This window comes from Winogradskya consettensis (assembly GCF_018332715.1).
Lineage (GTDB): Bacteria > Actinomycetota > Actinomycetes > Mycobacteriales > Micromonosporaceae > Actinoplanes > Actinoplanes consettensis.
Genome location: NZ_BOQP01000010.1, coordinates 44,622 through 70,175, shown reverse-complemented (window position 1 = coordinate 70,175; position 25,554 = coordinate 44,622). Strand labels below are relative to the sequence as shown.

Below are 25,554 nucleotides of genomic sequence, written 5' to 3'. Positions count from 1 at the left end.
CCAAGCGGGGCGGCGCGGCCACGCAGACCGGGTCAGGTCCAGGCGGGCGTTGCGGGCAGGCAGACGGGGTCGGGTCCAGGCGGGCGGTGCGACCAAGCGGGCAGCGCGGCCACGCAGACGGGGCAGGTCCAGGCGGGCAGCACGGCCACGCAGACGGGGTCAGATCCAGGCGGGCGTCGCGGGCAGGCAGACGGCACGGCCACGCAGACCGGGTCAGGTCCAGGCGGGCGTTGCGGGCAGGCAGGCGGCGCGGCCACGCAGGCGATCTGGCCAGGTGTTGCAGGCGGGCGAGCGCGGCGGCGGGCTGCGCGAGGGGGCGTTCCGACCAAGCGGGCGGGCGAGCCGGCGGGCGGGGTCAGGTCCAGGTGATGTGGAGGGGGAGGGCGGTGAAGGTGGCGTAGGGGGTGAGGGCGGTTTCGGCGCGTTTGCGGGCGGGCGGTTTCAGGGGGATGAGCGGGATGATCTGGACGGCTACGGCTTTTTTGGTGAGGGTGCGTTTCCAGGTGGCGGCTACGCGGCCGTTTTCGAGGAGGGTGGATTGGAAGATGCCGTTGCCGCCGGGGACGACGGCTTCGAAGTGGGTGGGGTCGAGGAGCATGGTGCGGTCTTTGTAGCCGAGCATGTATTCGTCGAAGCCGGGGAGGGCGGCCCAGTCGTCCGGGGGGGCCGGGGCGGAGTCGAGGAGGGTGGGGTCGGCGTACATCGTGGTGGTTTCGACGGTGACCGGGGTCAGGGCGGGGCCGGCGAGCGCGATGCCTTTTTTCGAGTCGGTGAGGGTGAGGCCGGTCCAGCGGGCGAAGTCGTGGACGGTGGCGGGGCCGTGGCTGCGGAAGTAGCGGTGGGCGATCAGGGCCAGGGCTTCGTCGCGGGTGGGGCGGTGGGAGTGCGGGACCCATTCGTCGAGGAGGACGAAGGTCTGGTCCTTGCCGCGGTGGGGGGCTATGCACGTGACGCCGCGCTGGGCTGCGTACCACAGAAGGTGGTAGCCGCGTTGGCCGGTGACCTCGATGCCGCCGTCGGTGAGGGCGGCCAGGCACTCGGCTCGCGTGAGTCTTTTTCCGCCCTGCAGGGCGGCGGTGAGGACCTCGACGGCCTGGTCGACGGTTTTCTCGGTGAGGCCGAGGGTTTCGCGGCGTTTGGCAACGCCGGCGAGGGCGCGCACGCCCATCAGCTCGAGCATCCAGTGGGCGTCGGCGGGTGGGACCAGGTGGACGGTGCCGCGCATGGGCCAGGTGCGGATGGCTTCGCGGCGCTCGAGGGCGGCGTCGATGTCGGCGCGGGTGGAGCCGGGGAGGCGGACGCCGAGGGACCAGAGGCCGCTGGCCATGTCCTGGGCCTGCATGGCGCCGAACCACTCGACGATCTCCGTGACGCTGCCCAGCCGCTTCTCGGGGGTGAGCAGCAGGCTGCGCATGCGCACGGCGAGCGCCGTTTTCAGATCCACGAAAAGCAGCTTAGGGCGGCCCTACGACAAAAATAGGACCGCCCGAAGGATCAACGGCCGCGTTGCGTGCGATAACGCCCGATCAGCGCGTCGGTCGAGGAGTCGCTGCTGCCCGTTGCGAAGGAGTCGCCGGTGAGCAGGGGGGCGAGCTGGTTGGCCATGACCTTGCCGAGCTCGACGCCCCACTGGTCGAACGAGTTGATCTCCCAGATGACGCCCTGGGTGAACGTGATGTGCTCGTAGAGGGCGATGAGCTGGCCGAGCACGGACGGCGTCAGCTTCTCCGAGAGGATCGTGGTGGTCGGGTGGTTGCCTGGCATCACCTTGTGCGGGACGATCGCGGCGGCGACGCCCTCGGCCTCGATCTGCTCCGCGGTGCGGCCGAACGCGAGCGCGCCGGTCTGGGCGAAGAAGTTCGACATGAAGAGATCGTGCATCTCGCCGGTGTCGTGGTTGGGCACGCTGAAGCCGATGAAGTCCGCCGGGATCAGCTTGGTGCCCTGGTGGATCAGCTGGTAGAACGCGTGCTGGCCGTTCGTGCCGGGCTCGCCCCAGAACACCTCGCCGGTCTGGAACTCGACCGCGGAGCCGTCCAGGCGCACGTGCTTGCCGTTGCTCTCCATGGTGAGCTGCTGCAGGTACGCGGCGAAGCGGTGCAGGTACTGCGAGTAGGGCAGCACGGCGTGCGACTGGGCGCCGAGGAAGGTGTCGTACCAGACGTTGAGCAGGCCGAGCAGGGCCGGCACGTTCTCCTCGAGCGGCGTGTTGAGGAAGTGCTGGTCGACGACGTGGTAGCCGTCGAGCAGCTCGCCGAACTGCTCCTTGCCGATCGCGATCATGACCGAGAGGCCGACCGCGGACGGCAGCGAGTAGCGCCCGCCGACCCAGTCCCAGAAACCGAACATGTTGGCGGTGTCGATGCCGAAGCCGGACACCTTCTGCGCGTTGGTGCTGACCGCGACGAAGTGCTTGGCGACCGCGGAGTCGTCACCGCCGAGACCCGCGAGCAGCCAGTTGCGCGCCTCGGTGGCGTTGGTCAGCGTCTCCTGGGTGCCGAAGGTCTTGGAGACGATGACGAACAGCGTGCTCGCCGGGTCGAGGTCGTGGGTCTTCTCGTACAGGTCCGTCGGGTCGATGTTCGACACGAAACGGCATTCGATGCCCTGCTGCGCGTACGCCTTGAGCGCCTCGTACGCCATGACCGGGCCGAGGTCCGAGCCGCCGATGCCGATGTTGACGACGGTCTTGATGCGCTCGCCGGTCGCGCCCTGCCACTCGCCCGAGCGGACCTTGTCGCTGAACGCGCCCATCCGGTCGAGGACCTCGTGCACGTCGGCGACGACGTCCTGCCCGTCGACGACCAGCGTGGCGTCGCGGGGCAGGCGCAGCGCGGTGTGCAGCACCGCGCGGTCCTCGGTCACGTTGATGTGCTCCCCGGCGAACATCGCCGCGGTGCGCTCACGCAGCTTCGCCCTGCCGGCGAGCGCGATCAGCGCGCTCAGCACCTCGTCGGTGACGAGGTTCTTGCTGTAGTCCACGTAGAGGTCGGCGACCTGGGCGGTGAGCCGCTCGCCGCGCCGTGGGTCGCTCTCGAACAGCTCGCGCAGGTGCACGCTCGAGAATTTCTCGGCGTGCCCCTGCACAGCCTGCCATTCGGCACTGTCGGAAACGTGTTCGCTCATTGCCTTTTGACTCCCGCCTGAACCGAACTATCGGTGCCATCGTGGCACGGATCGACGCGCCCCGCCGTGCATCTCGGAGGGCGAGACCTGTCACAGGGAGCAGAACGGGCCGGCGGGGCGAACGGATCATTCAGAACGAGTACGGCCCGAATCGCCCCCACGCGACGAAGGCGGACAGCAGCAGAAGCACCACGTTGGGCGCCAGGGCCTGGAATTCCTTACGCCGCGCGTGCACGACGATCGCGCCGATCATCATGAGCACCAGGCCGGTGGCGGCGAGCGGGACGAGGATCGGGGCGATGTCGAGCACGGCGGGCAGGATCAGCCCGATCGCGGCGAGGACCTCGAGCCCGCCGATGACCTTGGGCGGGAAGTCGTCGACCCAGGCCATGCCGGCGCCCTTGAGCGCTTCCTTGTCGCGGAGGACCTTCATGGAACCGGCGGCGAGGAACGCGGCCGCCAGCAGCCCGGCGACGATCCAGAGGGCGATGTTCATGGGGGATGGCCTCTCGATGAGTTGAACGTTCTAGTGAACGTAGCGGTTCACGCTTGAATGTTCAAGTCAGCTACGATCGGGTGGTGGCCGAGGACGTGAACTGGTTGGACAGCGAGCAGCTGCAGTCGTGGATGACCTTCATGGGGCTGCTGGTCGTGCTCCCCGGCGAGCTCGACAGCCGGATGCAACGCCAGGCGGGGATCACCAACTTCGAGTACACCGTGATGGCCGGCCTGTCCGAGGCACCCGGGCGCACCCTGCGGATCAGCGTGCTCGCCCAGCTCGCCCAGGGCTCGCTGTCACGGCTGTCGCACCTGATCAAGCGGCTGGAGAAACAGGGCTGGGTCCGCCGCGAGCCCGACCCGCTGGACGGCCGCTACACCAACGCCATCCTCACCGACGCCGGCTTCGCGAAGGTCGTCGAGACCGCCCCCGGGCACGTGGACGCCGTCCGTGAGCTGGTCATCGACGCCGTCACCCCGGCACAGCTGCGCAGCCTCGGCGAGATCAGCGGCCGCATCCTGCGCGGCATCCACCCCGACGGCGACTGCCCCCTGTGATCCACGCCTCATAGAGGCCACACAGAACGGACACAGAAGCTCGCCAGGCGCCGTCGCGAAGGTAAGCGCATGACGACGTTGATGGACCGTCCGGCCACCACACCCGAGGAAGCGGCGCCGAGGCACCGCCACCGCCGCGGGCCCGGATGGGAGAAGATCGCCCTCGGTGTCCTGCTGGCCGGCACCGCCGTGCTCTACCTCTGGAACCTCTCCGCCTCCGGATGGGGCAACAGCTTCTACGCCGCCGCCGCGCAGGCCGGCGCGCAGAGCTGGAAGGCCTGGCTGTTCGGCTCGCTCGACGCGGGCAACGCCATCACCGTCGACAAACCCCCCGCGGCGATGTGGGTGATGGGCCTGTCCGCGCGCATCTTCGGCGTCAACAGCTGGTCGATCCTCGCCCCGCAGGCCCTCATGGGCGTGGCGTCGGTCTACCTGGTCCACGCGAGCGTCAAGCGCTGGTTCGGACCGGTCGCCGGACTGCTCGGGGGTGCGGCGCTCGCGCTGACCCCGGTCGCGGTGCTGATGTTCCGCTTCGACAACCCCGACGCGCTGCTGGTGCTGTTGATGACCGCCGGGGCGTACACCACGATCCGGGCCGTGGAAAAGGCCTCCTGGAAGTGGCTCGCCCTGACCGGTGCCCTGCTCGGCTTCGGCTTCCTCACCAAGATGATGCAGGCCTTCCTGGTCCTGCCGGCATTCGCCCTGGTCTACCTCGTCGCCGCCCCGACCGGCATCGGCAAGCGCATCCGTGACCTGCTCATCTCCGGTCTCGCGCTGCTCGTCTCGGCGGGCTGGTTCGTCGCCCTGGTCTCGCTGTGGCCCGCCTCGTCGCGGCCCTTCATCGCCGGCTCCACCAACAACACGCTGTGGGAACTCGCCATCGGCTACAACGGCCTCGGCCGCATCCTCGGCGGCTCCGGCAACGGGGGCGGCGGAGGTGGCGGTGGCCAGAACACCAGCTTCGGCGGCGCCACCGGCATCGGCCGGCTCTTCGGCTCCTCGATGGGCCTCGAGATCTCCTGGCTGCTCCCCGCCGCCCTGATCGCCATGATCGCCGTCCTCGCGATGACCTGGCGCGCCCCCCGCACCGACCGGGCCCGCGCCGCCGCCATCCTGTGGGGCGGCTGGATCCTGGTCACCGGCATCACGTTCTCGTGGATGAGCGGCACGATCCACCCGTACTACACGATCGCCCTCGCCCCCGGCATCGCCGCGATGGTCGCCGTCGGCGGCCGCGTCCTCTGGCTCTACCGCGCCGCCCTGGCCGCCCGCCTCACCCTCGCCGCGATGATCCTCGGCACGGCCGTCTGGGGCTGGGTCCTGCTCGGCCGCAGCGACTGGCTGCCGGCGCTGCGCTGGATCACCCTGGTCGCCGGCGTCATCGCCGCGGTCGCCCTGGTCATCAACTTCAACCCGCTCAAGGCCCGCAAGCTCGCGGTGGTCGCGGTCCTGGTCGGCGTGCTCTCGGCGGGAGCCGGCAGCGCGGCCTGGGCGACGGCCACGGTCGGCGAGGCGCACACCGGCAGCATCCCCACCTCCGGCCCGGCCTCGGCGAGCGGCGGCGGCATGGGCGGCTTCGGCGGCGGTGGGACCGGTGGTCCCGGTGGTCAGCGACCTTCCGCCAATTCTTCGGGTACGCAGTCAGGTGGCGACACCACCGAAGGCTCGGGCTCCTCGTCGGATGATGCTGCGGCGGGTGCGGCGGACGGCGGCGCAACGGAGGACGGCGCTGCAGCCGGCGACGCCACCGGCGGCGGGCGGATGGGTGGCGGCGGCATGGGTGGCCAGAGCACCAACAGTGAGCTGACCGCCGCGCTGAAGGCGACCACCACCAAGTGGGCGGCGGCCGTCAGCGGAGCCACCTCGGCAGCCGACCTCGAACTGGCCAGCGGCACCTCGGTCATCGCCCTCGGCGGCTGGAACGGCAGCGACCCCTCCCCCACCCTCGCCCAGTTCAAGGCCTACGTCGCCGCGGGCCAGATCACCTACTTCATCTCGGGCGGCGGCATGGGCGGAGGCGGCGGCCAGGGCGGCACGGCCACCGAGACCTCCCAGATCACCACCTGGGTCTCCGAGAACTACACGGCCACCACGGTCGGCGGCACCACGGTCTACAACCTGACCACCGCCGGCTGACCTTCCCGCGCGGCCCCGCACCCCTCACCTTGGGCTGCGGGGCTTCGCCGTGCCGGTTACCGCCCGGGGTGTGCCGTGGTCAGGAAAGAGGTGAGCGCGGTGGCGAATGCGGCGGGGGCTGTGGCGTGGACGCTGTGGCCGGCGGGGACGTCGACCAGGGTGGTCCGGGGGCGTTCGGCGGTCATCTGTGCGGCATGCCCGGCGGACAGGACACCGCTGCGGGTGCCGTGCACGAGCAGGGCTGGGCAGTCGCTCGCGAGCCAGTCACCCCAGTGGTCGCCGTTGAGGGACAGCTGGGAGGCCACCATGTCCGACGGGTCGAAATCGAGGCCCCATCCGTCGGGGAACGAGCGGATCGCCTCCTTCAGATAGGGCGCGCTGCCGCCGAGAGCCGCTTCCAGTGCCGCGCGATCCGGGGCACGCCGCGGCCACGTCAGCGCGAACGACAGGTCCCCGTCGACCACGGCGCCGATGTCCTCGACGACCAGAGCACTCACGCGCTCCGGGTGCGCTGCCGCCAGTTGGTACGCGTTCACCCCGCCCAGCGAATGCCCCAGCACCACCGCCGACCCGATGCCCAGGTGATCCAGCAACGCCACCGCGTCGCTGACATAACCGTCGCGTGAGTAGTCGGCCGCCCGGCCGGAGTCGCCGTGTCCGCGCTGGTCCGGCGCGATCAGGCGCCACTCAGGGGCGAGGGCGCCGGCCAGCGTGGCGAAAGTGCGCCCGGACGCGAAGTGGCCGTGCAGTGCGAGCACCGGGCGGCCCGCGCCCGCCCGGTCGTGGAAGGCGAGACGGCGCGAGCCCGGGAGGGTCAGGCTCCGCGGAATTGGGCGGTGCATTTCGTGTCCACCTCCGCCCACGGTCTGCCGGGCGCTGACCGGGTCCACAGCGGACGCGATCCCATCGACCGGGAGCATAACCGGGCCAGCTCATTGCGGTCAGCTCACGGCGGCTGCTGCGGCTCGGCCGGCGGTGCGGCCGGAGAAGATGCAGCCGCCGAGGAAGGTTCCTTCCAGGGAGTTGTAGCCGTGCATGCCGCCGCCACCGAAACCTGCTGCCTCGCCGGCTGCGTACACGCCGGGCAGGGGGGTGCCGTCGGTGCTCAGGACGCGGGCGTCGAGGTCGGTCTGGAGGCCGCCGAGGGTTTTGCGGGTGAGGATGTTGAGGCGGACGGCGATCAGGGGGCCGGCTGCCGGGTCGAGCAGGCGGTGCGGGGTGGCTACCCGGACGAGTTTGTCGCCGCGGTAGCGACGGGCGCCGTTGATCGCGGTGATCTGGGCGTCCTTGGAGTACGGGTTGGCGATCTCGCGGTCGCGGGACTCGATGGTTCCGCGTACCGAGTCGAGGTCGAGAGCGGGACCACCCGAGGAGGCCGCCAGTTTGTTCATGCCCTCCACCAGATCGGGCAGGGTGCCGGCGATGATGAAGTCCTCGCCGTGCTGTTTGAAGGCCTCGACCGGCGGGGTGGCTCCCGGGCGGACCCGTTTGAGCACGTCGCGCACGCTCTTGCCGGTCAGGTCGGGGTTCTGCTCGGAGCCCGAGAGCGCGAACTCCTTCTCGATGATCTTCTGGGTGAGCACGAACCAGCTGTAGTCGTGGCCGGTGCCCATCAGGTGCTTCAGTGTGCCCAGCGTGTCGAAGCCCGGGAAGAACGGTGCCGGTAGCCGTTTGCCGGTCGCGTCGAGCCACAGCGACGACGGGCCCGGCAGGATGCGGATGCCGTGGTCCGGCCAGATCGGGTCCCAGTTGCGCAGGCCCTCGGTGTAGTGCCACATCCGGTCCGGGTTGATGATCCGGCCGCCGGCCGCCTCGGTGATGCCCAGCATCCGGCCGTCGACGTGCGCGGGGACGCCTGCCACCATCCGCTTCGGCGGGGTGCCGAGCCGGGCCGGCCAGGCCTTGCGGACCAGCTCCGGGTCGCCGCCGATGCCGCCCGAGGTGACGATGACCGCCTGGGCGGCGTACTCGAAGACGCCGGCCTCCACCCGCGAGCTGGAGACACCGCGCGGCACGTCGCTGGCTTCCAGGATCGTTCCGCGCACCCCCGTCACCGCCCCGGCAGCGGTGACGAGCTCGTCGACGCGGTGCCGGAACGCGAACGTGACCAGGCCCTTCTCCGCCGCGGCGCGTACCCGTCGCTCGAAGGGCGCGACCACCCCCGGGCCGGTCCCCCAGGTGATGTGGAAGCGCGGCACCGAATTGCCGTGACCGTCGGCGGCGGCACCGCCACGCTCCGCCCAGCCCACCACCGGGAAGAACCGCAGACCCATCGCGTGCAGCCAGGACCGCTTCTCCCCGGCCGCGAAATCGACGTACGCCTCAGCCCAGCGACGCGGCCACTCGTCCTCGGGACGGTCGAACGCGGCGCTGCCGAGCCAGTCCTGCCACGCCAGATCGTGCGAGTCCTTGACGCCCATGCGCCGCTGCTCGGGCGAGTCGACGAGGAACAACCCGCCGAACGACCAGAACGCCTGACCGCCCAGGCTCTGCGGGGGCTCCTGATCGAGCAGCAGCACCTTTTTGCCCGCGTCGGCCAGCTCGGCGGTGGCGACCAGTCCGGCCAGCCCGCCACCCACCACGATCACATCTGCGTCCATCCCCTCAAACTAGGCATCGCGGTGCCAATATGATGCTCCCCCGGCGCACAAAAGCAGCGCGCGTTTATCACCGAGGTGACAAGTGTTCGACAGCGCGACGGTCAGCGAACGGCTCCTGCGGACCATCCGCGCGCAGATGAGCGCGCAGGGCAGGTCACTCACCGGCGGCCAGGGCCGCGGCCTCACCCTCGGCGTGGAGACCGCCGCCGACGCGTTCGTCCGCCTCGTCGCCGACCCGGCCTGCGACCTCGGCCCCGCCCGCGCGGTCTTCACCCGGCTCGGGCGCACCGAGTTCCGTGAGGGCCACCGCGTCGACGCCCTGCGCGCGATCCTGACCGTCGGCGCCCGCGACCTGTGGGACTACCTGACCGGCCTCGACCTGCCACCCCGGTTGCTGTACGGCCTGGCGTCCACGCTCTTCGGCTTCGTCGACACGCTCGCCGGCGCCGCGGCCCAGGGCTACCTCGACGAGCAGGAGAGCCACGGACGCGACTGGGACACCACCCGGCGCAGGCTCATCACCCTGCTCGTCCAGCCCGACCCGCCCGGCGCCACCGTGCTGCAGGCCGCCGCGGACGCCGCACGCTGGCCCCTGCCCGCGACAGCGGCCGTGATCTGCGCCGAGGGCACAGACGGCGCCAACCTCAGCCGCGCGGCGGGCCACGGCACCGTCGCCACCGTCATCGACGACGCCACCGTCATGATCGTCCCCGCGCCGGACACCCCCGGGCGGCTCACCCATCTCGGCGCGGTTCTGCTGCGCCGGCATGCCACGCTCGGCCCGACCGTGCCGCTGGCCGCGACGCGGGAGTCCTACCGGCTGTCGCGGCGCGCGCTGCGGATCCTGCCGGGTGCCGGGTTGCTGCGCTGCGACGACCACCTCTTCGACCTGGTCACCGGGTGGGAGCCGGGCCTGATGGATCGGTACGCCGCCACGTGGCTGGCCCCGCTCGCCCCGTTACGCACACCGGAGCGGGAAACCCTGCACGCCTGGCTCCGGGCGCAGGGTCAGGTGCTGGCGACCGCGGAGGCGCTGCACGCCCATCCGCAGACCGTCCGTTACCGGCTCCGCAAGATCAGGCAGGTCCTCGGCGACCTGCTCGACGATCCCGACGCCCGGCTCCACCTGCAACTGGCGCTCGCCCACACCCTCCCTACGGCGTCCTAGGAGGCCAGTGCGAGCTTGGTCAGGCCCTCGTCGAGGACGCGTCCCGCCTCGGCGGCCGGCAGCGGGCGGGACAGGTAGAAGCCCTGCGCCAGGTCGACCTGGAGATCGCGGAGCACGCCCAGCTGCACCGCGTCCTCGATCCCCTCGGCGACCGTGGTCATACCGAGGCTGCGGCCCAGCCGGACGATCGTGCGGACCAGCGCCTCGTCCTCGCGGTCCCCGCCGAGGCGGTCCACGAACGAGCGGTCGATCTTCAGGATGTCCATCGGGTAGCGGCGCAGGTAGGCCAGCGACGAGTAGCCCGTACCGAAATCGTCCATGGCGAGGGTGACCCCCAGCGCCTTGAGCCGGTGCAGCTGGGTGAGATTCTCGTCGGTGTCGGTGAGCAGGACGCTCTCGGTCATCTCCAGGCACAGCCGCTCGGCGGGCATGCCCGTCTCGGCGAGCACCTCGGCGACCATCGCCGACAGGTCCCCGTGCTCGAACTGGCGGACCGAGACGTTGACCGCCATCTTCAGCGGACGCTCCCCCGCCGCGCCCCACGCGACCGCCTGGCGGCAGGCCTCGGTGAGCACCCACCGGCCCAGCGGCACGATCAGGCCGGTCGCCTCGGCGATGCCGATGAAGTCGAGCGGCGACACCATGCCGCGCACCGGGTGCTGCCAGCGGACCAGGGCCTCGAACCCCACGATCCCGGACGTCCGCAGGTCGACGGTCGGCTGGTAGTGCAGGACCAGCTCGTCGCGGGTCAGCGCCACGCGCAGATCCGCCTCCAGCTCGAGCCGCTCGACGAGCCCGGCCAGCATCGCCGGGTCGTAGCCGGCGACGCAGTCCCCGCCGGCCGACTTCGCGCGGTACATCGCCAGGTCCGCGTTGCGGATCAGCGAGTCGAGGTCGGCGGCGTCATCCGCGCAGGCCAGCCCGATGCTCGCCGACGTGCGCAGCTCCCGCTCGCCGACCAGGAACGGCTCCTGCAGGGCGGCGACGATCCGCGCGGCCACGATCTCGGCGTCCCGCCGCGCGGTGGGCGACGACTCCACGACCACACCGAACTCGTCCCCGCCGAAGCGCGCCACCGTGTCGCACTCCCGGACGGCCTTCAGCAGCCGCCCCGCCACCTGGATCAGCAGCTGGTCGCCGACGGCGTGGCCGAGGCTGTCGTTGATCTCCTTGAAACCATCGAGATCAATGACCAGGATCGCCACTTCCCGGGTACGCGTACCGCCCGCCACAGCCTCCGTCACCCGCTCGGTGAACAGCGCCCGGCTCGCCAGCCCGGTCAGGCTGTCGTGATACGCCTCGTGCACCAGCCGGTCCTGCAGCTCCTTCGCGTCGTGCACGTCACGCGTGTTGAGCACGAGCCCGCGTACGCCCGGATCGTCCAGCAGGTTGGTCATGGTCATCTCCGCCAGCCGGATCCGGCCGTCGGCGTGCGGGACCGGCAGCTCGAAGACCATTGCCTGCCCCGGCGCCCCCAGTGCGTCCACGAGCGCGGCCCGCAGCTGCGGCAGCCCCTCCTTCTCCACGATGTCGACCAGGCGGCGGCCGATCAGGACCTCCGCGGGCCACCCGAAGATCCGCTCGACCGACTCGCCCTGATAGCGGATGGTCGAGTCGGCCTCGATGATCGCCACCGAGTCGGAGCTCTGCTGCACCAGAGCCCGGAACCGCAGCTCGCTGGCGCGCAACTCCTGCGTGCGGGCGCCGACCCTGCGTTCCAGGTCGCCGGTGAGCTGCCGGTTCTCCAGCAGGGTGAGCAGCTGACGGGCCACGATCAGCAGGATCAGCACCGACCGGGAGCCGGAGTAGAAGGCGTCGACGCGCCCGTTCAGGGCGTAGAACACGACGCTGCAGACCAGCGCGGTGATCACGGCGACATAGGGCACCAGTAGCGCGAACGGCTGCCCGGCAAACTCCCGGACCGGGCTCGTGCGCCGCTGCGGACGGGGCCCCGGGGGCCGCTCCGGACGGCGGGCGGCCAGCAGGACCAGCCCGAAGCAGAGGAACCAGCCCGTGTCGAGCCAGCCCCCCGAGGCGTACGCGCCGTGCAGGGCGAGGTACGCGTACACGCTGTCGGCCACGCCCACGACCACCATGGCCGCGCCGATCAGCATGAGCGACCCGTAGTCCTGCCCCTCGCGGCGCAACTGGGCGAGCATGTACAGCACGACGGTGATCAGGACGACATCACCGATCGGGTACGCGAGCAGCACGGTCAGCGCGAGCGCCGAGTCGGCGCCGGTCTCGATCAGCGGGTGCAGCACCGCGATCCAGCTGATCAGCAACAGCGAGCAGGCGATCATGAGCCCGTCGACCACGCTGCGGACCCGGTTGGCCGGCGTCTGACGGGTCACCGGAATGAACAGCAGCCCCAGCGTGATCAGCGGGACCATGGCGAGGTAGCCCACGTCGGCCGGCCCCGGAGAGGCCACGACCTGGCGTTCGATGCTCTGCACCCACGTCCAGACCAGCTCGCCGGACCCGTACGAGAGACACCCCAGCCCGATCCCCGCCCAGGCCACCCCGGTGCGTCCCCGCCGCCGGACGGCACGCACGAGACAGGCACTGCCCGCGGCGACCGTCATCAGCAGCGACGCGACGTTGGACACCGCCTCGGTGACCACCTCGCCGCCCGGCGCCAGCAGCATGACGGCCGCGAACGCGGCCACCAGGAGCCCGACGGCCGCGGTCCAGGAATTCCGGCGCAGGATGCCGGTCATCGCACGCCCCTCCCCACGCCGGATGACGGTGCCGTGCGGCACGCCTTCCCCGACGAGATCGGGCGGTCGACGGGCCACCTGAGAGGATTCGCCGGAGACCTCGCAGAGTCGCCGGCCAACCCCTCCCAGTAATGGGCCAAGCCCTCCCCTCAGCCGGGGGTCAGTTCACCTCGCGGCGCAGGACCCGGACCGTTCCCGCTACCAGGGGCAGCAGAATCCAGACCGCTGCCGACACCGCGAGTCTCGCCCACTCACCGGCGCTCATGTCCGGCTGGCTCAGCGGCGTCGACGTCATGTTGATGTCGATCCACTCCGCTGCCGTCGCCAGCCACTTCACCAGCGACGAGAGCACCGTCCAGGCTGTCGGGATCGCGAAGAACAGCACGATCGCCAGCGGGGAGTTCATCAGCAGCGCACCGAACGCCGTGCCCATCAGGACGAAGACGACCTGGTTGAGCAGGAGCCGCCCGGCCTGGTCGGCGGTGAGGTGCCAGCTGCCGTCCCCGCCGATGCCGATCGCGATCAGGTTCGCCACGGCGCTCAGCGCGGCCGCTGCCACCGTGGCGGCGACGGCGATGAGGACGCACGCCAGCAGTTTCGCCAGGATCACCCGTCCCCGCTCGGGCACCAGGGTGAACGTCGTCAGCGCCGTGCGCTGCGACCACTCGCTGGTCATCGACAGGATGCCCAGCACCGGCAGGAGCACGCTCGCCGGCAGCAGCGCGAACGCCAGCAGCGGCTGGAAGGCCTGTTCCTCGCCCGGCGCCGCCAGGAGCATGATCGCGGCGGTGGCGGCCCCGGCCAGACCGATCACCACCAGCATCCAGAACCCGGACCGGGTATCCGCCAGCTTGCGGAGCTCCACGCGGGTGAGCGTCACCATCGAGATCTTTCCCGCGCGCTCGCCCGGCCCGGGGCCTGCGACGTCGGCGGGAACGGTCTGCGGACTCTGCACGGCGGTCATCGGACTGCCTCCTTCACCGAATCACCTGCGGTCAGGGTCAGGAACATCTGCTCGAGCCCGCCGCTGCCGGCCGGTCGCAGCTCGAGGAGGACGAGCGCGGCCTGAGCGGCAGCCCGGCCGATGGTCTCCGCGTCGGCCTGCACGACGACGCTCCCGTCGGCCGACGTCACAGCGGTCAGTCCCGCGCGGGTGAGCACCGCGTCGAGGCCCGCCATGTCGAGCGCCCTGACGACCGTGCCCGAGGCGGCCAGCAGTTCGTCCTTGTCGCCCTGGGCGACCACCCGGCCGCCGCCGATCACCACCAGCCGGTCCGCGACCGCCTCCACCTCGCGGAGCAGATGGGACGAGAGCAGCACCGTGCCGCCCCGGTCCGCGAAGTCGCGCAGCAGGCCCCGCATCCAGAAGATCCCCTCCGGGTCGAGGCCGTTGGCGGGCTCGTCGAGGATCAGGATGCCGGGATCGCCGAGCAGGGCGTACGCCAGGCCGAGCCGCTGGCGCATGCCGAGCGAGTAGGCCTTGACCCGCCGTTTGGCGGCGGTGTTGTTGAGCCCGACGCGGTCCAGGCTCTCGTCGACCCGGCGGCGGTCCAGGCCCTGGGTCATCGCGGCGAGGGTCAGGATCTCCCGCCCGGTCCGTCCGGCGTGCTGCGCGGACGCGTCCAGCAGCACACCGATGCGCCGACCGGGGTTGGCCAGGCGCTGATAGGGGCGGCCGTCGATGGTCGCCGTGCCGGAGGTGGGCGCGGTCAGCCCGCAGATCATCCGCATGGTGGTGGACTTGCCGGCCCCGTTGGGCCCCAGGAAGCCGGTCACCGTGCCGGGCCCGCAGGTGAACGACACGTCGTTCACGGCCGGGTGGGCCCCGTACCGTTTGCTCAGGTGGTCAACCGAAATCATGCGCCGAGCCTGCCGGGACCGGCCGGTTGCCCGCGACGGCCAGGAGTCTCTCCCGGGGCATACCTCGGTCCATGGGTCCGGCGGACCAAGGTATGCCCCGATCCCCGACTTTGGTCGGTATCGGCGCCGGTGCCGCCGACCTACCATGACGGCATGGGAGAACTGGCGGTACGCCCGGCGGCAGAGCCGTCCGAATACAGCTTTCTGCTCCCGGCGGCCCTGCGCGACCAGCCGGTGAGCCAGGGCGGCCCGCGCTCGATGCGCGACTGGTTCGTCGACGCCGCCTGCTTCCTGCTGAGCCTGGTCTGGGCGCTGCTCTGCACGGGTGACCTGTTCAGCGCCGAGCCCTCCATGATCGGCCAATGGGCGGGAACGCCCGAGTGGCTGATCTGGGCCGACCTGTTCCTCGGGGTGCTGTGCTCGGTCGCGCTCTGGTGGCGGCGCCGGTGGCCGGTTGCGTTCGCCGTCCTGATGCTGGTCCTCAGCCTGGTGTCGGTCACCGCCGCGGTCGCCATCCTCATCTCCCTGTTCACGGTGGCGGTGCACCGGCCGTTCGTGACGGCCCTCTGGGTCGGCGCGGCGGGGTTCGTCACCAACGCGGTGTTCTGCGTGGTGCGCCCCGAGCAGGGCGGCACGTTCGTGGAGTCGTTCGTGTGGGGAATCGTCTTCATCATCATCGTTCAGCTCTGGGGGATGACCGTGCGCGCCCGCCGCCAGCTCGTGGTCTCCCTGCGCGACCGCGCCGAGCGCGCCGAGTCCGAGCAGCGGCTGCGGGTGGCGCAGGCCCGCGCGCTCGAACGCACCCGCATCGCCCGCGAGATGCACGACGTGCTCGCGCACCGCATCTCCCTGCTCAGCCTGCACGCCGGGGCACTCGAGTTCCGGCCCGACGCGCCCCCGGCCGAGATCGCCGGGGCGGCCGGCGTGATCCGGGCCAGCGCCCACCTGGCCCTGCAGGACCTCCGCGAGGTGATCGGGGTGCTGCGCGAGTCCACGGACGATGCCGCCCCGGAGCGGCCCCAGCCCACGCTGCGCGAACTGCCCGCCCTCGCGGCGGAGTCCCGGGCGGCCGGCGTGAAGGTGCGCCTCGACGTGGCGGTCGACGAGGCGCAGCAGCTGCCGGTCGGCACGGGGCGCACGGCGTACAGGATCATTCAGGAAGGCCTGACGAATGCCCGCAAGCACGCCCCCGGCACCGCGGTGAAGGTCGCGGTCGGCGGTGCGGCGGGTGCGGGGCTCACCATCGGCATACGCAATCCGGCGCCGGTCGCACGGCCCGTCGTGACGATCCCCGGGACGGGCACCGGCCTGATCGGCCTGGCCGAGCGGGCCACCCTCGCGGGCGGGACCATCGTCCACGGTCACGACACCCAGGGCGACTTCGTCCTGGAGGCCTGGCTCCCGTGGCCGCCCGCATGACCGTGCGGGAGCAGGAGACGGTGCGAGAGCCGATCCGGGTGCTGATCGTCGACGACGACGCGCTCGTCCGGGCCGGGCTCTCCATGATCCTGTCGGGGGCCGGGGACCTCGAGGTGGTGGGCGAGGCGGCGGACGGGTCGGAGGTTCCCGCCGCGGTCGCCGCCCACCGGCCGGACGTGGTGCTCATGGACATCCGCATGCCGCGCGTGGACGGGCTGGCGGCGACCGAGACGCTGCGGGGGCGGGCGGAGTCACCCGAGGTGATCGTGCTGACGACCTTCGACGCCGACGAGTTCGTGTTGCGGGCGTTGCGGGCGGGGGCAAGTGGGTTCCTGCTCAAGGACACGCCGCCGGCGGCGATCCTGGACGCGGTCCGCAAGGTGGCGGGCGGCGAGGCGATGCTCTCCCCCACGGTCACCCGCCGGCTGATCGCCCACGTCGCCGGTCCCGACCGGCATCCCGGTCGCCGTCAGGCACTGACCATGATCGGCGCCCTGAGCGAGCGCGAGCGGGATGTCGCGCTCGCCATCGGCCGGGGCAGGTCGAACGCGGAGATCTCCCAGGAGCTCTTCATGAGCGTGGCCACGGTCAAGGCCCACGTCTCCCGGCTGCTCGTCAAGCTCAGCCTCAACAACCGCGTCCAGGTCGCCCTCCTCGTCCACGACGCGGGCCTGGCATGACGCAGGCCCGGCATCAGCGACCGAGGCGTCAGAGAGCGGTGGGCCACATGGGTTCGGCGGCGTGGCTCTCGGCTTCCCGCAGGACGCGGAGGATGTTGCCGCCGGTGAGCCGGGCCAGGTCCTGCGGGGTCCAGCCGCGGGAGGAGAGCTCGAGGAGCAGCCGGGGGTAGCCCGAGACGTCCTCGAGGCCCTCGGGGAGCAGGTCGCAGCCGTCGTAGTCGCCGCCGAGGCCCACGTGGCCGGGGCCCGCGACCTCGCGGATGTGGTCGATGTGATCCGCGACCTGGGCGATGGTGGCGGTGGGGCGCGGGTTGGCGGTGAGCCAGGGAGCGAAGGCGGGAGGGACGTCGTCGCCCCAGATGCCCTTGCCGGGTGGGTCGGCTACGAGATCCTCGCCGGGGCGCGGGGCCCGGGGCCACTCGTAGGGGACGGGGAGGTCCAGGCGGGCCCATTCCTCGTCCGCCGCCGCGGCCCAGGCCTTGACCTCGGCGGAGACGAAGGGCGGGACGAAGGTGGCCATGCAGACGCCGCCGTTGCCGGGAAGGCGTGACAGAACGTCGTCCGGGACGTTGCGGCGGTGGTCGCAGAGGGCCCTGGCGGAGGAGTGGCTGAAGATGATCGGGGCGGTCGCCACGTCCAGGGCGGCGTGCATGGTGGTGGCGGCGACATGGGAGAGGTCGACGAGTACGCCGATCCGTTGCATCTCCGCGACCACGGCGCGGCCCTCGTCGCTGAGGCCGCCGGCCGCGGGTTCGTCGGTGGCGGAGTCGGCCCAGGGCGTGTTGTGGTTGTGGGTCAGCGTCACGTAGCGCACACCGAGGCGGGCGAAGGCACGCAGCACGCCCAGTGACGAGGCCAGGCTGTGGCCGCCTTCGATGCCGATCAGCGAGGCGATGCGGCCCGAGGCGATCGCGGCGGTGACGTCGGCTGCGGTGAACGCGATGGCCAGATCGCGGGGGTAGGCCCGGACCAGGCGGTAGACGGCGTCGACCTGTTCCATGGTGGCGGCGACGGCTTCGGGCTCGGTGAGGTCCGACGGGACGTAGACCGACCAGAACTGGCCGCCGACCCGGCCCTCGCGCAGGCGGGCGATGTCCGTGTGGAACTCCGGGCGGTTCGCGGCGAGCCCGGCGACCCGATAACCGGCCTTCGCGCGCAGCGCCATGGGGAGGTCGTTGTGCCCGTCGATGACCGGCATGGCGGCGAGGGCGGCGTCGACGACGGGCGAGAGGGGTTCCACGGAGCCTCCTGGAGTTGATCAGGGCCTGCGAAGCATATGACCGGAACTGCCCAGGTGCCCGATATCCGCGGCCGGGAAATCCTCAAGTCCCGCCGAAAGGCTCACCCGCAACCTCCGCGCACCCTCGCGGGACCGGCCCGCGCTCCCCCCGTCCCGGAATCTTCACCGCATGCCCGGCCGAAACGCCGGGCGCCTTGCCCGGCCGGAACGCCGGGCAAAAGCCCGCCCGGCCGAGACGCCGGGCAGACGCGGGGGAGAAAACAGATGCTGAAGAAGTCGATGACCGCCCTGATCGCGATCGCGGCCGGCGCGGGCGCGCTCGGACCCGCGGCCCACGCCGCGGACAAGACCGGCATCACCCTCGCCGCCACCGACGACACGTACGCGTCGAGCAGCCGTAAGAACACGGTGTTCGGCGCCGACGAGAAGCTGGCCGTCGGGCACCTGGGCAGCGACAAGAAGGTCGGCTTCCTGCGTTTCGTAGTTCCCGCCGGCACCAAGGTCACCGGCGCCGTGCTGAAGCTGGCCGTGGACGGCAGCGCCACCGGCAAGTACACGCTGAACCGGGTCGCCGGCACGCGCTGGTCCGAGAAGACGCTGACCGCGGCGAACGCCCCCGCGCTGGGCGCTGTCGTCGCGACGGCGACCGTCACGAAGGCCGCCGACGTGAGCTTCGACCTCGGCAAGGTCGTGACCGGCCCGGGTGTCTACTCGTTCGCGCTGCAGTCGGGCGCCAAGGACGTGGTGACCCGGTTCCGCAGTGCGGAGAGCACCACCGGCCCGGCGCTGCGCATCAGCACGAGGACCGCGGCCCTGCCCGCCGAGACCATCCCGCCGGCGGTCGAGGACGAGGACATGCCGCCGCCCTCGGCGTCAGCGGGACAGTGCACGACGGGCGCGCTGCTCGTACCCTCCTGCGGAGTGCTCTGGGGTGCCGCCGCCGGTGGTTTCACGACGGCTCCGCGCGATGCCGCGCTGCAGGACTGGGAGAAGCTCAGCGGTCGCACGGCGAGCATCTTCCACACGTACCACAAGGGTGATGAGCCTTTCCCGACCAAGGCCGAGATGGCCATGGCCCGCGACACCGCCCACCCCCGGGTGCTGCTGATCAACTGGAAGATCGCGTACGGCTCCGACTGGGCCAGGGTCGCCAAGGGTGAGCAGGACGCGCGCATCGACCGGTTCGCCGCCCGGATCAAGTCCTCGTTCCCCGAGAAGTTCTTCCTCGTCCTCAACCACGAGCCCGAGAACGACGTCGTCGAGACCGGCACGGGCTGGCAGGCCAAGGACTTCGCGGCGATGTACCGCCACACGATCCAGCGGCTGCGCGCCCAGGGCGTCGGCAACGCGATCAACGTCCTCGCGTACATGGGCAACGAGAAGTGGATGGCGAAGTCCTGGTGGAAGGACCTCTACCCGGGCGACGACGTCATCGACTGGATCGGCCTGGACTCGTACGTCAGCGCCGAGCAGGGCGCCTACCACGCCGGCCTCTTCGGTGACCTGCTCGACCGCTCCGCCAAGGGTGGCCAGGGCTTCTACGACTGGGCCGCCACCAAGCACGCCTCGAAGCCGCTCATGGTCGCCGAGTGGGGTGTCTACCACCGGGTCGGCATGACCGCCGACAAGACCGCCGCCTTCCGCAGCGTCCTGCCCGAGCTCGCCAGGCGCAAGCAGATCAAGGCCGTCGTCTACTTCGACACCAAGCACGACGACCAGGGCGACCGCGACATCAGCATCGACAGCACGCCGGCCAACCTCGCCGCCTTCCGCAAGCTCGCCGCCGACAAGCTCTTCGACGTCAGGATCGGCTGAACCACGGATCGAGCCGCCCCGCGAACACGCGGGGCGGCTTCTTTCGTCAGGCATGGTCCGCGTGGGGGCGAGGTGGCGCGGGCGTTAGGGTCGGGGGATGCCGATCGGAGCGCAGCCGCCTGGGCGGCGGGGGACGGTGGGAGAGCCCTACAGCGCGCTCAACCTCCGGCTGGTTCTCGCCGCGTTCGGGTTCGTTGTCTGCGGTGTGTTGTCGGTGCTGCTGTTCCGGGCCGGGTGGACCGTGCCCGGGTGGTTGCTCGCCGCGTGGGCGGTGGTGGCCGTCGTGGACGCGGTTGTCGTCCAGTTGCGGCGGCGGGCGCGGGCGCGCGACGGGCGGGATCACTCGCTGTTCGAGTAGCACGAACAGGCGAGACTGGACCGAAATGGGCGCTTGTGGGCAATATGTCCCTGTAGCGTTCTGCGGGTGCGCGCCTACGTCCGCCCCTGCCTCGCCGCCGCCGCAGCCGCTTCCCTGCTGCTGACGCCGCCGCCCCCGCAAGCCTCCGCCGCCTCCCGACAAGGCCCAGCCGCACCGGAGCAGGCCGCTGTGCCGCACCAGGCCGGCGGCATCGTGGACGACACCCGGGAGCCGTCGCGGAGGACCTATTCGACGGCGGGGCTGGGCTTCGGGCGTACCGTCAGAAAAGGGCGGGCAGACGTCGGGGTCGGCACCGTCCGGCAGTGGCTCGGTCTGGATGATGCGAACGGGAACTACTACCGCAAGGATTTCACCCTGCGGGCGGTCGGGGAGCACATCGAGGTCTGGGTCGCGAACGATCTGCGGTTCCCGGAGCGTGACTGCCGGCCGCGCAACTCCACCGACGTGACCGATGCCCAGGTGAACGCGCTGGTCCACGAGTTCGACACCACGATCTGGCCGCGGGAGACGAGTGCGTTCAGTACGCCGGCCGGGCGGGACGGGACCGATCCGCTGATCACCGGGGATTTCACCGGGGACGGGGACAGGACGGTGACGCTCGTCGACAATGTGCGCGACGACAATTTCTACACGTTCCCCAAGGCGCCGACCTATGTCGCGGGCTTCTTCTCACCGCAGATCAACGAGCTGGTCGACCGCAACGTGATGACGATCGACGCGTACGACTGGAAGCACCGCACCGGCGCCACGCCGCCCGACGAGCCGACCGGGGACGTGTGCACGAGCCGGCCCGCGCGGCCCCGGATGTACGAGGGGACGTTCGCGCACGAGTGGCAGCACCTGTTGCAGCAGTACACCGATCCGGACGAGGTGACCTGGGTCAACGAGGGGCTGTCCGACTACGCGCAGACCCTGGTCGGCTATGTGGACGCGAGTGCCACGATCTACCACCCGGGTGCGGACACGCATCTGACCTGTTTCCAGGGGTTCGCGGTGGTGGAGACGAAGTACAACACCAATCCCCGGGACTGCGGGGGTGCGCAGAATTCCCTCACGCTGTGGGACGAGGGCGCGCCCGCGGAGGTGCTCGCGGACTACGGGAACGCGTACCAGTTCATGCTGTATCTGCGGGACCGGTTCGGGGCGGAGGCGCTGTCGCGGCTGCACCGTGACGGGGCGCATCAGGGTCTGGCGGGGGTGCAGGCGGCGCTGGGTGATGCGGTACGCCTCTACGGCGTCCTGCACGATTTCCAGACTATGAGCCTGGTCGACAAGGCGGTCGGCGATGACGGCGTCATGGTGGGCGTACCCCTGGCGAGGGTGACGGCGCCGAGTCTGCGCGCCACGGTCAACCTCGCGAACCCCGACTCCTACGACTGGGCCGGCGCGGCGCCGAACGGTGCCGACTACGTGCGGCTGCGCGATGCGAACGGGGACTACCTCACCGGTGCCGAGGTGAAGTCGGTGCGGTTCACGGGGGCGAGGACGCTGCCCGCTCTGCCGCTCACGTGGACGGTCCGCGACGGCGCGCTCTTCTCGGGGCGCGGCAACAACATCGACGCCGCCGCGGTGGTTGCCGTGCAGGTGCCCAAGGACGACCCGACGCTGAGACTGCAGGAGGCGTACGGCGCCGAGAACGGGTACGACTACGGGTACGTCACCGTGTCCACGGACGGCGGGAGGACCTACACCGCGGTCGCCGGCGATCACACGGTCGGCGGGCCGCTCGGCCCCGGCGTCACGGGCAGCACGGACGGGCTCCAGCCGCACACCTACGACCTGTCCGCGTACGCCGGGAAGAAGGTCCTGCTCGGTTTCCGCTATGTCAGCGACGGCGCGGTCGACGAGGGCGGCTGGTACCTCGACGACATCTCGCTGGGCGGCGTGACGATCAGCGACGGCACCGGCCTCGCGGCGTTCCGCTCGCCGACGCAGATCGTGCCGGACGCGGTGCACGCGTGGAACGTACGACTCATCGGGCTGGACGACGACGGACCGCGCGCGCGGCAGGTGCCGGTGACGCAGGTGAGTGCGCTCCGGGCGTACGAGAAGGTGGTCGCTGTCGTCTCCTACGACGAGCCGACCGGAGAGCTGGAGCAGTACGCGCCCTACGTCCTGGAAGCGAACGGCGTGACCCAGCCCGGCGGCAGCTGAGGACCGATCAGGCGAAAACCTCGTCGAGGAAGCCGGTGAGCCGCTGCCAGCTCCGGGCGTCGGCCTTCGGACGGTACGCGTCGATGCCCGGCAGCGTGAACGCGTGCGGCGCCCCCGAGTAGCTGATGATCTCGAAGTCGGCGCCGGCCGCCCGCAGCTCGTTCTCGTAGGCGACGAGCGCGTCGTCCGGGACGACCGGGTCGGCGGCGCCGGTCAGGATCAGCAGCGGTGCCTTGATGTCGCCCGGGTCGCTCGCGTCGTGGGTGCTGAGCGCGCCGTGGAACGAGGCCGCACCGCGCAGCGCCACCCCCGTGCGCGCGAACTCCAGCGCCGCGGACCCGCCGAAGCAGTAGCCGATGATCGCGATCCGCTCGGGGTCGACGCGCGGGTCCGCGGCGAGCTGCTCGTAGCCGGCCCGGACCCGCTCGCGCATCAGCGGGAGGTCGCCGTAGTACTTCATCGCCTCGGCCTGCGCCTGCTCGTGCTCCGTGGGGCGGATGCCGGTGCCGTAGACGTCGACGGCGAACGCGACGTAGCCGAGCCGGGCCAGCATCTGCGCCCGGACCTTCGGATAGTCCCGCAGTCCCGTCCAGTCGTGCACGACGAGGATGCCGGGGCGGCGCTCGGTGATCGCGGCGTCGTGCGCGACGTAGCCCTCGAGGGTGACGTCGCCGTGCCGGTAGTCGACGGTCTCCTCCTCGATCCGCGCGCCCGCGCCGGCGGGGACGGAGTCGAGGAGGGTCTGGTGTTCTGGTGTCATGCCGCCACCGTAGCCGTGATCTTGCGGAGGATGTCGGCGGTCGTGCCGGTCTCGCCGAGGCGGGGGAAGATCCGCTCCACGCTGTGGGTGTGGGCGTCCCCGCTCCGGTCGGTCATCGCGTCCGTGGCCAGCGTGACGTGATAACCGTGCTCGTAGGCGGCGCGGGCGGTCGACTCGACGCCGATGCTCGTGGCGATGCCGGTGAGAACGATCTGGGTGACGCCGCGGCGGCGCAGCTGCAGGTCGAGATCGGTGCCGAAGAACGCGCCCCAGTTGCGTTTGGTGACCAGGATGTCGCCCGGGTGCCCGGCCAGATCGTCGACGATCTCGTCCCAGCCCTGCGGCGGCGTGGCGCTCCGGGTGCTCGGGATGTCGGTGCGGCCGGGTGCCGCGTCCGCGCCGTCCGGGGCGAAGCTCACGCGCACCAGCACCACGGGGAGGCCGGCGGCGCGGAAGGCGGTGGCGAGCTCGGCCGAGCGGGCGGTCACCTCGGCGGTCGAGTGGGGCGCGCCGGTCGCGCCCATGATGCCTTTCTGCAGATCGATGACGACCAGAGCGGTCTTCGGGTCGAGGGTCGTGACGGGCATGTGCATCCTTACCTCTGTGCGTTGACCAGTTTCAGGGACCGGTCGGGGATGATCACGACGAGCATGAGCGTCGCCGCGCCGAGCATGAAGATCGCCAGGTGGTGCAGGCCGGCGGTGCCGGCGTCCGCGCCGAGGAAGGCACCGTTCGCGGCGGAGGCGAGGATCGCGCCGAGGTAGGTGAACGTGCGCAGCAGTCCGGCGCTCTGCCCCATCCGGTCGGCCTGCGCCTGGTGGAACACGGCGTTCTGGTTGGCCAGGTTGTTGAGGCCCTGCGGGATGCCGACCACGAGACCGAGACCGATCAGGGCGACCAGCGGGGTGCCCTGATCCACGACGAGCAGCAGCGCACACGCGACGATCTGGGCGGCCGCGCCGACGAGGAGTTTGGCGCGCACGCCGCGGTGCCGGCCGGTGAGCGTGGAGACCACGATGGCCATCAGGAACGAGGGCAGCAGGATCAGGCCGGCATGCGAGGCGCTGAGGCCGCGGCCCGCCTCCAGCCACTGCGTATACCCGTAGATGAAGGCATAGGAGACGGCGTACGCGAGCAGGTTGCGCCCGTACGTCGTCAGCAGCGGCCCGTTCCCGCCGAGCACCCGAAGATCGAGAAAGGGCTCCCGGGTACGCAGTTCGCGCACGGCGAAGCCCGCTCCCCCGGCGACGGTCAGCGCCAGCAGCCACAGCGTGACCACGTGCGGCTCCATCAGGAAGAACAGCAGCGCCGTCAGCGACACGGCGAACAGTCCGATGCCGATCACATCGAAGCGGGGCCGTTCCCGCGGGGCCGCCGTGCGCGGCAGTCGCCAGGTGCCGAGGACCAGGCACAGCAGCGCCATCGGGACGTTGATCGCGAAGATCGTGCGCCAGCCGCCGAGCCCGATGAGCAGGCCGCCGACGGTCGGCCCCACCACGGCGACGGTCTGCGCTCCCACGGCGAGCGCGGTCAGCACGCCGGCGGGACTCTTCGCGCCGGTGCGCTCGGCCTCACGGCGGACCAGGTACATCGCGGCGGGGTAGCCGGCACACGTACCGAATCCGATCAGGACCCGGGCGATCACCAGGACCCACAGGTCCGGGGCGAGCGCACCGGCGAGGCCACCGAGACCCAGCAGCACGGCACCGGCCAGATAGAGCTTGCGCGGACCGTACGTGTCGACGAGCTTGCCGACCACCGGCTGCCCCACGGCGGTCGCGAGATAGAGGCCGGACACCAGCCACGCCGTCTGTGCCGGGGAGGCACCCAGCGCGAGACCGATCGGGATCAGCGCGACGGCGATCATCGACGAGTTGACCGGGTTGAGGACGGTGCCCAGCAGCATCGGCGGGAGCAGTCGCCGGTCGAACGCCGCGGGCGCGGTGGTCATCGCGGTCACTGCTCGCTCACCTTCTCCAGCAGGGCCAGCGCGGCGATGATCGTCTGCCGTTCCTGCTCGGTGCAGCGCTCGTCCAGCGCCTTCGCCAGCCACTCCTCCCGCGCCTGCCGGCTGCCCTCGATCAGCTCCCGGCCGTGCGTGGTCAGGGAGATCAGCTGGCGGCGGCCGTCGTGCGGGTCGGGGCGACGCTCGATCATGGCTCGTTCGTCCAGCACGGCGAGGGTCGCGGCGATCGACTGGGGGCGAACGCGCTCGGCGGCCGCGAGATCGCTGGCGGAGGCCGCGCCGTCCTTGCTCAGCCGGCTCAGCACCGAGGTCTGCGAGGGGGTCAGGTCGTCCAGACCGGCGACCTCCTTGAGCCGGCGGCGCAGACGGCCGACCACGACCCGGACGTCGCGGGCAGCCTGTTCGGCGGATGTGGAGGTCATGGGTCCCACCGTAAAGCCTTCAGTTGAAACTGGCCAGTTTTGCCTGAAGGTTT

The 25,554-nt window shown here is 71.2% G+C and carries 21 protein-coding genes; 8 read left to right on the top strand and 13 right to left on the bottom strand.

The genetic code is table 11. From position 1 onward, the window contains the following. Positions 1 to 355: 355 nt before the first annotated feature. From Aco04nite_RS12385 to Aco04nite_RS12375, 3 genes are all read right to left on the bottom strand, one after another. Positions 356 to 1,444, bottom strand: a complete 1,089-nt coding sequence (locus tag Aco04nite_RS12385; protein ID WP_308161636.1) for a winged helix DNA-binding domain-containing protein — start codon at positions 1,442 to 1,444, stop codon at positions 356 to 358. A 50-nt stretch (positions 1,445 to 1,494) separates the two neighbouring features. Continuing rightward, the gene (pgi, locus tag Aco04nite_RS12380; RefSeq protein WP_212997385.1) at positions 1,495 to 3,126 is read right to left on the bottom strand and encodes a glucose-6-phosphate isomerase; all 1,632 of its coding nucleotides are present in this window, start codon (positions 3,124 to 3,126) and stop codon (positions 1,495 to 1,497) included. Between the two features lie 130 nt (positions 3,127 to 3,256). Beyond that, positions 3,257 to 3,622, bottom strand: a complete 366-nt coding sequence (locus tag Aco04nite_RS12375) for a DoxX family protein (RefSeq protein WP_212997384.1) — start codon at positions 3,620 to 3,622, stop codon at positions 3,257 to 3,259. 83 nt (positions 3,623 to 3,705) lie between these two features. Between Aco04nite_RS12375 and Aco04nite_RS12370 the strand changes: the two genes are divergently transcribed. Together Aco04nite_RS12370 and Aco04nite_RS12365 are read left to right on the top strand one after the other, a co-directional pair. Next, entirely contained in the window at positions 3,706 to 4,182 is a 477-nt protein-coding gene (locus tag Aco04nite_RS12370) for a MarR family winged helix-turn-helix transcriptional regulator (protein WP_244875935.1), read from the top strand. A gap of 69 nt (positions 4,183 to 4,251) precedes the next feature. Continuing rightward, complete coding sequence (locus Aco04nite_RS12365; RefSeq protein ID WP_212997383.1) at positions 4,252 to 6,318, top strand: ArnT family glycosyltransferase; 2,067 nt, start codon at positions 4,252 to 4,254, stop codon at positions 6,316 to 6,318. Between the two features lie 56 nt (positions 6,319 to 6,374). On the opposite strand, the gene Aco04nite_RS12360 is transcribed toward Aco04nite_RS12365, so the two are convergent. Both Aco04nite_RS12360 and Aco04nite_RS12355 read right to left on the bottom strand, forming a co-directional pair. Continuing rightward, positions 6,375 to 7,160 carry an alpha/beta fold hydrolase gene (locus tag Aco04nite_RS12360; RefSeq protein ID WP_212997382.1) on the bottom strand — a complete coding sequence of 262 codons (786 nt, stop codon included), beginning with the start codon at positions 7,158 to 7,160 and terminating at the stop codon, positions 6,375 to 6,377. Positions 7,161 to 7,259: 99 nt separating this feature from the next. Continuing rightward, on the bottom strand, positions 7,260 to 8,918 hold the full coding sequence (locus Aco04nite_RS12355) for an FAD-binding dehydrogenase (RefSeq protein ID WP_212997381.1): 1,659 nt from the start codon (positions 8,916 to 8,918) through the stop codon (positions 7,260 to 7,262). 82 nt (positions 8,919 to 9,000) lie between these two features. Between Aco04nite_RS12355 and Aco04nite_RS12350 the strand changes: the two genes are divergently transcribed. Then, complete coding sequence (locus Aco04nite_RS12350; protein ID WP_212997380.1) at positions 9,001 to 10,086, top strand: PucR family transcriptional regulator; 1,086 nt, start codon at positions 9,001 to 9,003, stop codon at positions 10,084 to 10,086. Here Aco04nite_RS12350 and Aco04nite_RS12345 read toward each other — a convergent pair. From Aco04nite_RS12345 to Aco04nite_RS12335, 3 genes are all read right to left on the bottom strand, one after another. Next, entirely contained in the window at positions 10,083 to 12,806 is a 2,724-nt protein-coding gene (locus Aco04nite_RS12345) for a putative bifunctional diguanylate cyclase/phosphodiesterase (protein WP_212997379.1), read from the bottom strand. The genes Aco04nite_RS12350 and Aco04nite_RS12345 overlap by 4 nt on opposite strands. 160 nt (positions 12,807 to 12,966) lie before the next feature. Next, positions 12,967 to 13,770 (bottom strand): ABC transporter permease, encoded by an 804-nt coding sequence (locus Aco04nite_RS12340; protein WP_438874909.1) that lies wholly within the window; start codon positions 13,768 to 13,770, stop codon positions 12,967 to 12,969. Continuing rightward, positions 13,767 to 14,666 carry an ABC transporter ATP-binding protein gene (locus tag Aco04nite_RS12335; protein ID WP_212997378.1) on the bottom strand — a complete coding sequence of 300 codons (900 nt, stop codon included), beginning with the start codon at positions 14,664 to 14,666 and terminating at the stop codon, positions 13,767 to 13,769. Before Aco04nite_RS12335 ends, Aco04nite_RS12340 begins: the two co-directional genes overlap by 4 nt. Before the next feature lie 153 nt (positions 14,667 to 14,819). Between Aco04nite_RS12335 and Aco04nite_RS12330 the strand changes: the two genes are divergently transcribed. Continuing rightward, a complete protein-coding gene (locus tag Aco04nite_RS12330; RefSeq protein ID WP_212997377.1) occupies positions 14,820 to 16,085 on the top strand; it encodes a sensor histidine kinase in 1,266 nt (421 codons plus the stop codon). Next, positions 16,082 to 16,765, top strand: coding sequence for a response regulator (locus Aco04nite_RS12325; RefSeq protein WP_212997393.1), 684 nt, complete (start codon positions 16,082 to 16,084; stop codon positions 16,763 to 16,765). Before Aco04nite_RS12330 ends, Aco04nite_RS12325 begins: the two co-directional genes overlap by 4 nt. A 28-nt stretch (positions 16,766 to 16,793) precedes the next feature. Here the strand turns inward: Aco04nite_RS12325 and Aco04nite_RS12320 are convergent, their stop codons facing one another. Beyond that, positions 16,794 to 18,005: a dipeptidase gene (locus Aco04nite_RS12320; RefSeq protein ID WP_244875934.1), complete on the bottom strand. Its 1,212-nt coding sequence runs from the start codon at positions 18,003 to 18,005 to the stop codon at positions 16,794 to 16,796. Positions 18,006 to 18,269: 264 nt separating this feature from the next. On the opposite strand from Aco04nite_RS12320, the gene Aco04nite_RS12315 reads away from it, so the two are divergent. From Aco04nite_RS12315 to Aco04nite_RS12305, 3 genes are all read left to right on the top strand, one after another. Then, complete coding sequence (locus tag Aco04nite_RS12315) at positions 18,270 to 19,820, top strand: CBM96 family carbohydrate-binding protein (protein ID WP_212997376.1); 1,551 nt, start codon at positions 18,270 to 18,272, stop codon at positions 19,818 to 19,820. A 97-nt stretch (positions 19,821 to 19,917) separates the two neighbouring features. Continuing rightward, positions 19,918 to 20,178, top strand: coding sequence for a hypothetical protein (locus tag Aco04nite_RS12310; RefSeq protein WP_212997375.1), 261 nt, complete (start codon positions 19,918 to 19,920; stop codon positions 20,176 to 20,178). 66 nt (positions 20,179 to 20,244) lie between these two features. Continuing rightward, positions 20,245 to 22,353, top strand: a complete 2,109-nt coding sequence (locus tag Aco04nite_RS12305; RefSeq protein ID WP_244875933.1) for a M6 family metallopeptidase — start codon at positions 20,245 to 20,247, stop codon at positions 22,351 to 22,353. 7 nt (positions 22,354 to 22,360) lie between these two features. Here the strand turns inward: Aco04nite_RS12305 and Aco04nite_RS12300 are convergent, their stop codons facing one another. Genes Aco04nite_RS12300 through Aco04nite_RS12285 form a run of 4 tightly spaced genes read right to left on the bottom strand, consistent with a single transcriptional unit; the run spans position 22,361 to position 25,501 of the window. After that, entirely contained in the window at positions 22,361 to 23,113 is a 753-nt protein-coding gene (locus Aco04nite_RS12300) for a dienelactone hydrolase family protein (RefSeq protein ID WP_212997374.1), read from the bottom strand. Then, on the bottom strand, positions 23,110 to 23,700 hold the full coding sequence (locus Aco04nite_RS12295; RefSeq protein ID WP_212997373.1) for a hydrolase: 591 nt from the start codon (positions 23,698 to 23,700) through the stop codon (positions 23,110 to 23,112). The genes Aco04nite_RS12300 and Aco04nite_RS12295 overlap by 4 nt, the downstream gene beginning before the upstream one ends. Positions 23,701 to 23,708: 8 nt before the next feature. Further along, positions 23,709 to 25,064 (bottom strand): MFS transporter, encoded by a 1,356-nt coding sequence (locus Aco04nite_RS12290; protein ID WP_212997390.1) that lies wholly within the window; start codon positions 25,062 to 25,064, stop codon positions 23,709 to 23,711. Positions 25,065 to 25,069: 5 nt separating this feature from the next. Then, entirely contained in the window at positions 25,070 to 25,501 is a 432-nt protein-coding gene (locus tag Aco04nite_RS12285; RefSeq protein WP_212997372.1) for a MarR family winged helix-turn-helix transcriptional regulator, read from the bottom strand. Positions 25,502 to 25,554: the final 53 nt, after the last annotated feature.

Excerpts from the sequence above, each read along its gene's own strand:
- Aco04nite_RS12335 (WP_212997378.1), bottom strand. The coding sequence starts at position 14,666 with ATGATTTCGGTTGACCACCTGAGCAAACGGTACGGGGCCCACCCGGCC.
- Aco04nite_RS12340 (WP_438874909.1), bottom strand. The coding sequence starts at position 13,770 with ATGACCGCCGTGCAGAGTCCGCAGACCGTTCCCGCCGACGTCGCAGGC.
- Aco04nite_RS12295 (WP_212997373.1), bottom strand. The coding sequence starts at position 23,700 with ATGCCCGTCACGACCCTCGACCCGAAGACCGCTCTGGTCGTCATCGAT.
- Aco04nite_RS12365 (WP_212997383.1), top strand. The coding sequence starts at position 4,252 with ATGACGACGTTGATGGACCGTCCGGCCACCACACCCGAGGAAGCGGCG.
- Aco04nite_RS12360 (WP_212997382.1), bottom strand. The coding sequence starts at position 7,160 with ATGCACCGCCCAATTCCGCGGAGCCTGACCCTCCCGGGCTCGCGCCGT.
- pgi (WP_212997385.1), bottom strand. The coding sequence starts at position 3,126 with ATGAGCGAACACGTTTCCGACAGTGCCGAATGGCAGGCTGTGCAGGGG.
- Aco04nite_RS12315 (WP_212997376.1), top strand. The coding sequence starts at position 18,270 with ATGCTGAAGAAGTCGATGACCGCCCTGATCGCGATCGCGGCCGGCGCG.
- Aco04nite_RS12300 (WP_212997374.1), bottom strand. The coding sequence starts at position 23,113 with ATGACACCAGAACACCAGACCCTCCTCGACTCCGTCCCCGCCGGCGCG.
- Aco04nite_RS12345 (WP_212997379.1), bottom strand. The coding sequence starts at position 12,806 with ATGACCGGCATCCTGCGCCGGAATTCCTGGACCGCGGCCGTCGGGCTC.
- Aco04nite_RS12375 (WP_212997384.1), bottom strand. The coding sequence starts at position 3,622 with ATGAACATCGCCCTCTGGATCGTCGCCGGGCTGCTGGCGGCCGCGTTC.
- Aco04nite_RS12290 (WP_212997390.1), bottom strand. The coding sequence starts at position 25,064 with ATGACCACCGCGCCCGCGGCGTTCGACCGGCGACTGCTCCCGCCGATG.
- Aco04nite_RS12310 (WP_212997375.1), top strand. The coding sequence starts at position 19,918 with ATGCCGATCGGAGCGCAGCCGCCTGGGCGGCGGGGGACGGTGGGAGAG.
- Aco04nite_RS12355 (WP_212997381.1), bottom strand. The coding sequence starts at position 8,918 with ATGGACGCAGATGTGATCGTGGTGGGTGGCGGGCTGGCCGGACTGGTC.
- Aco04nite_RS12330 (WP_212997377.1), top strand. The coding sequence starts at position 14,820 with ATGGGAGAACTGGCGGTACGCCCGGCGGCAGAGCCGTCCGAATACAGC.
- Aco04nite_RS12325 (WP_212997393.1), top strand. The coding sequence starts at position 16,082 with ATGACCGTGCGGGAGCAGGAGACGGTGCGAGAGCCGATCCGGGTGCTG.
- Aco04nite_RS12285 (WP_212997372.1), bottom strand. The coding sequence starts at position 25,501 with ATGACCTCCACATCCGCCGAACAGGCTGCCCGCGACGTCCGGGTCGTG.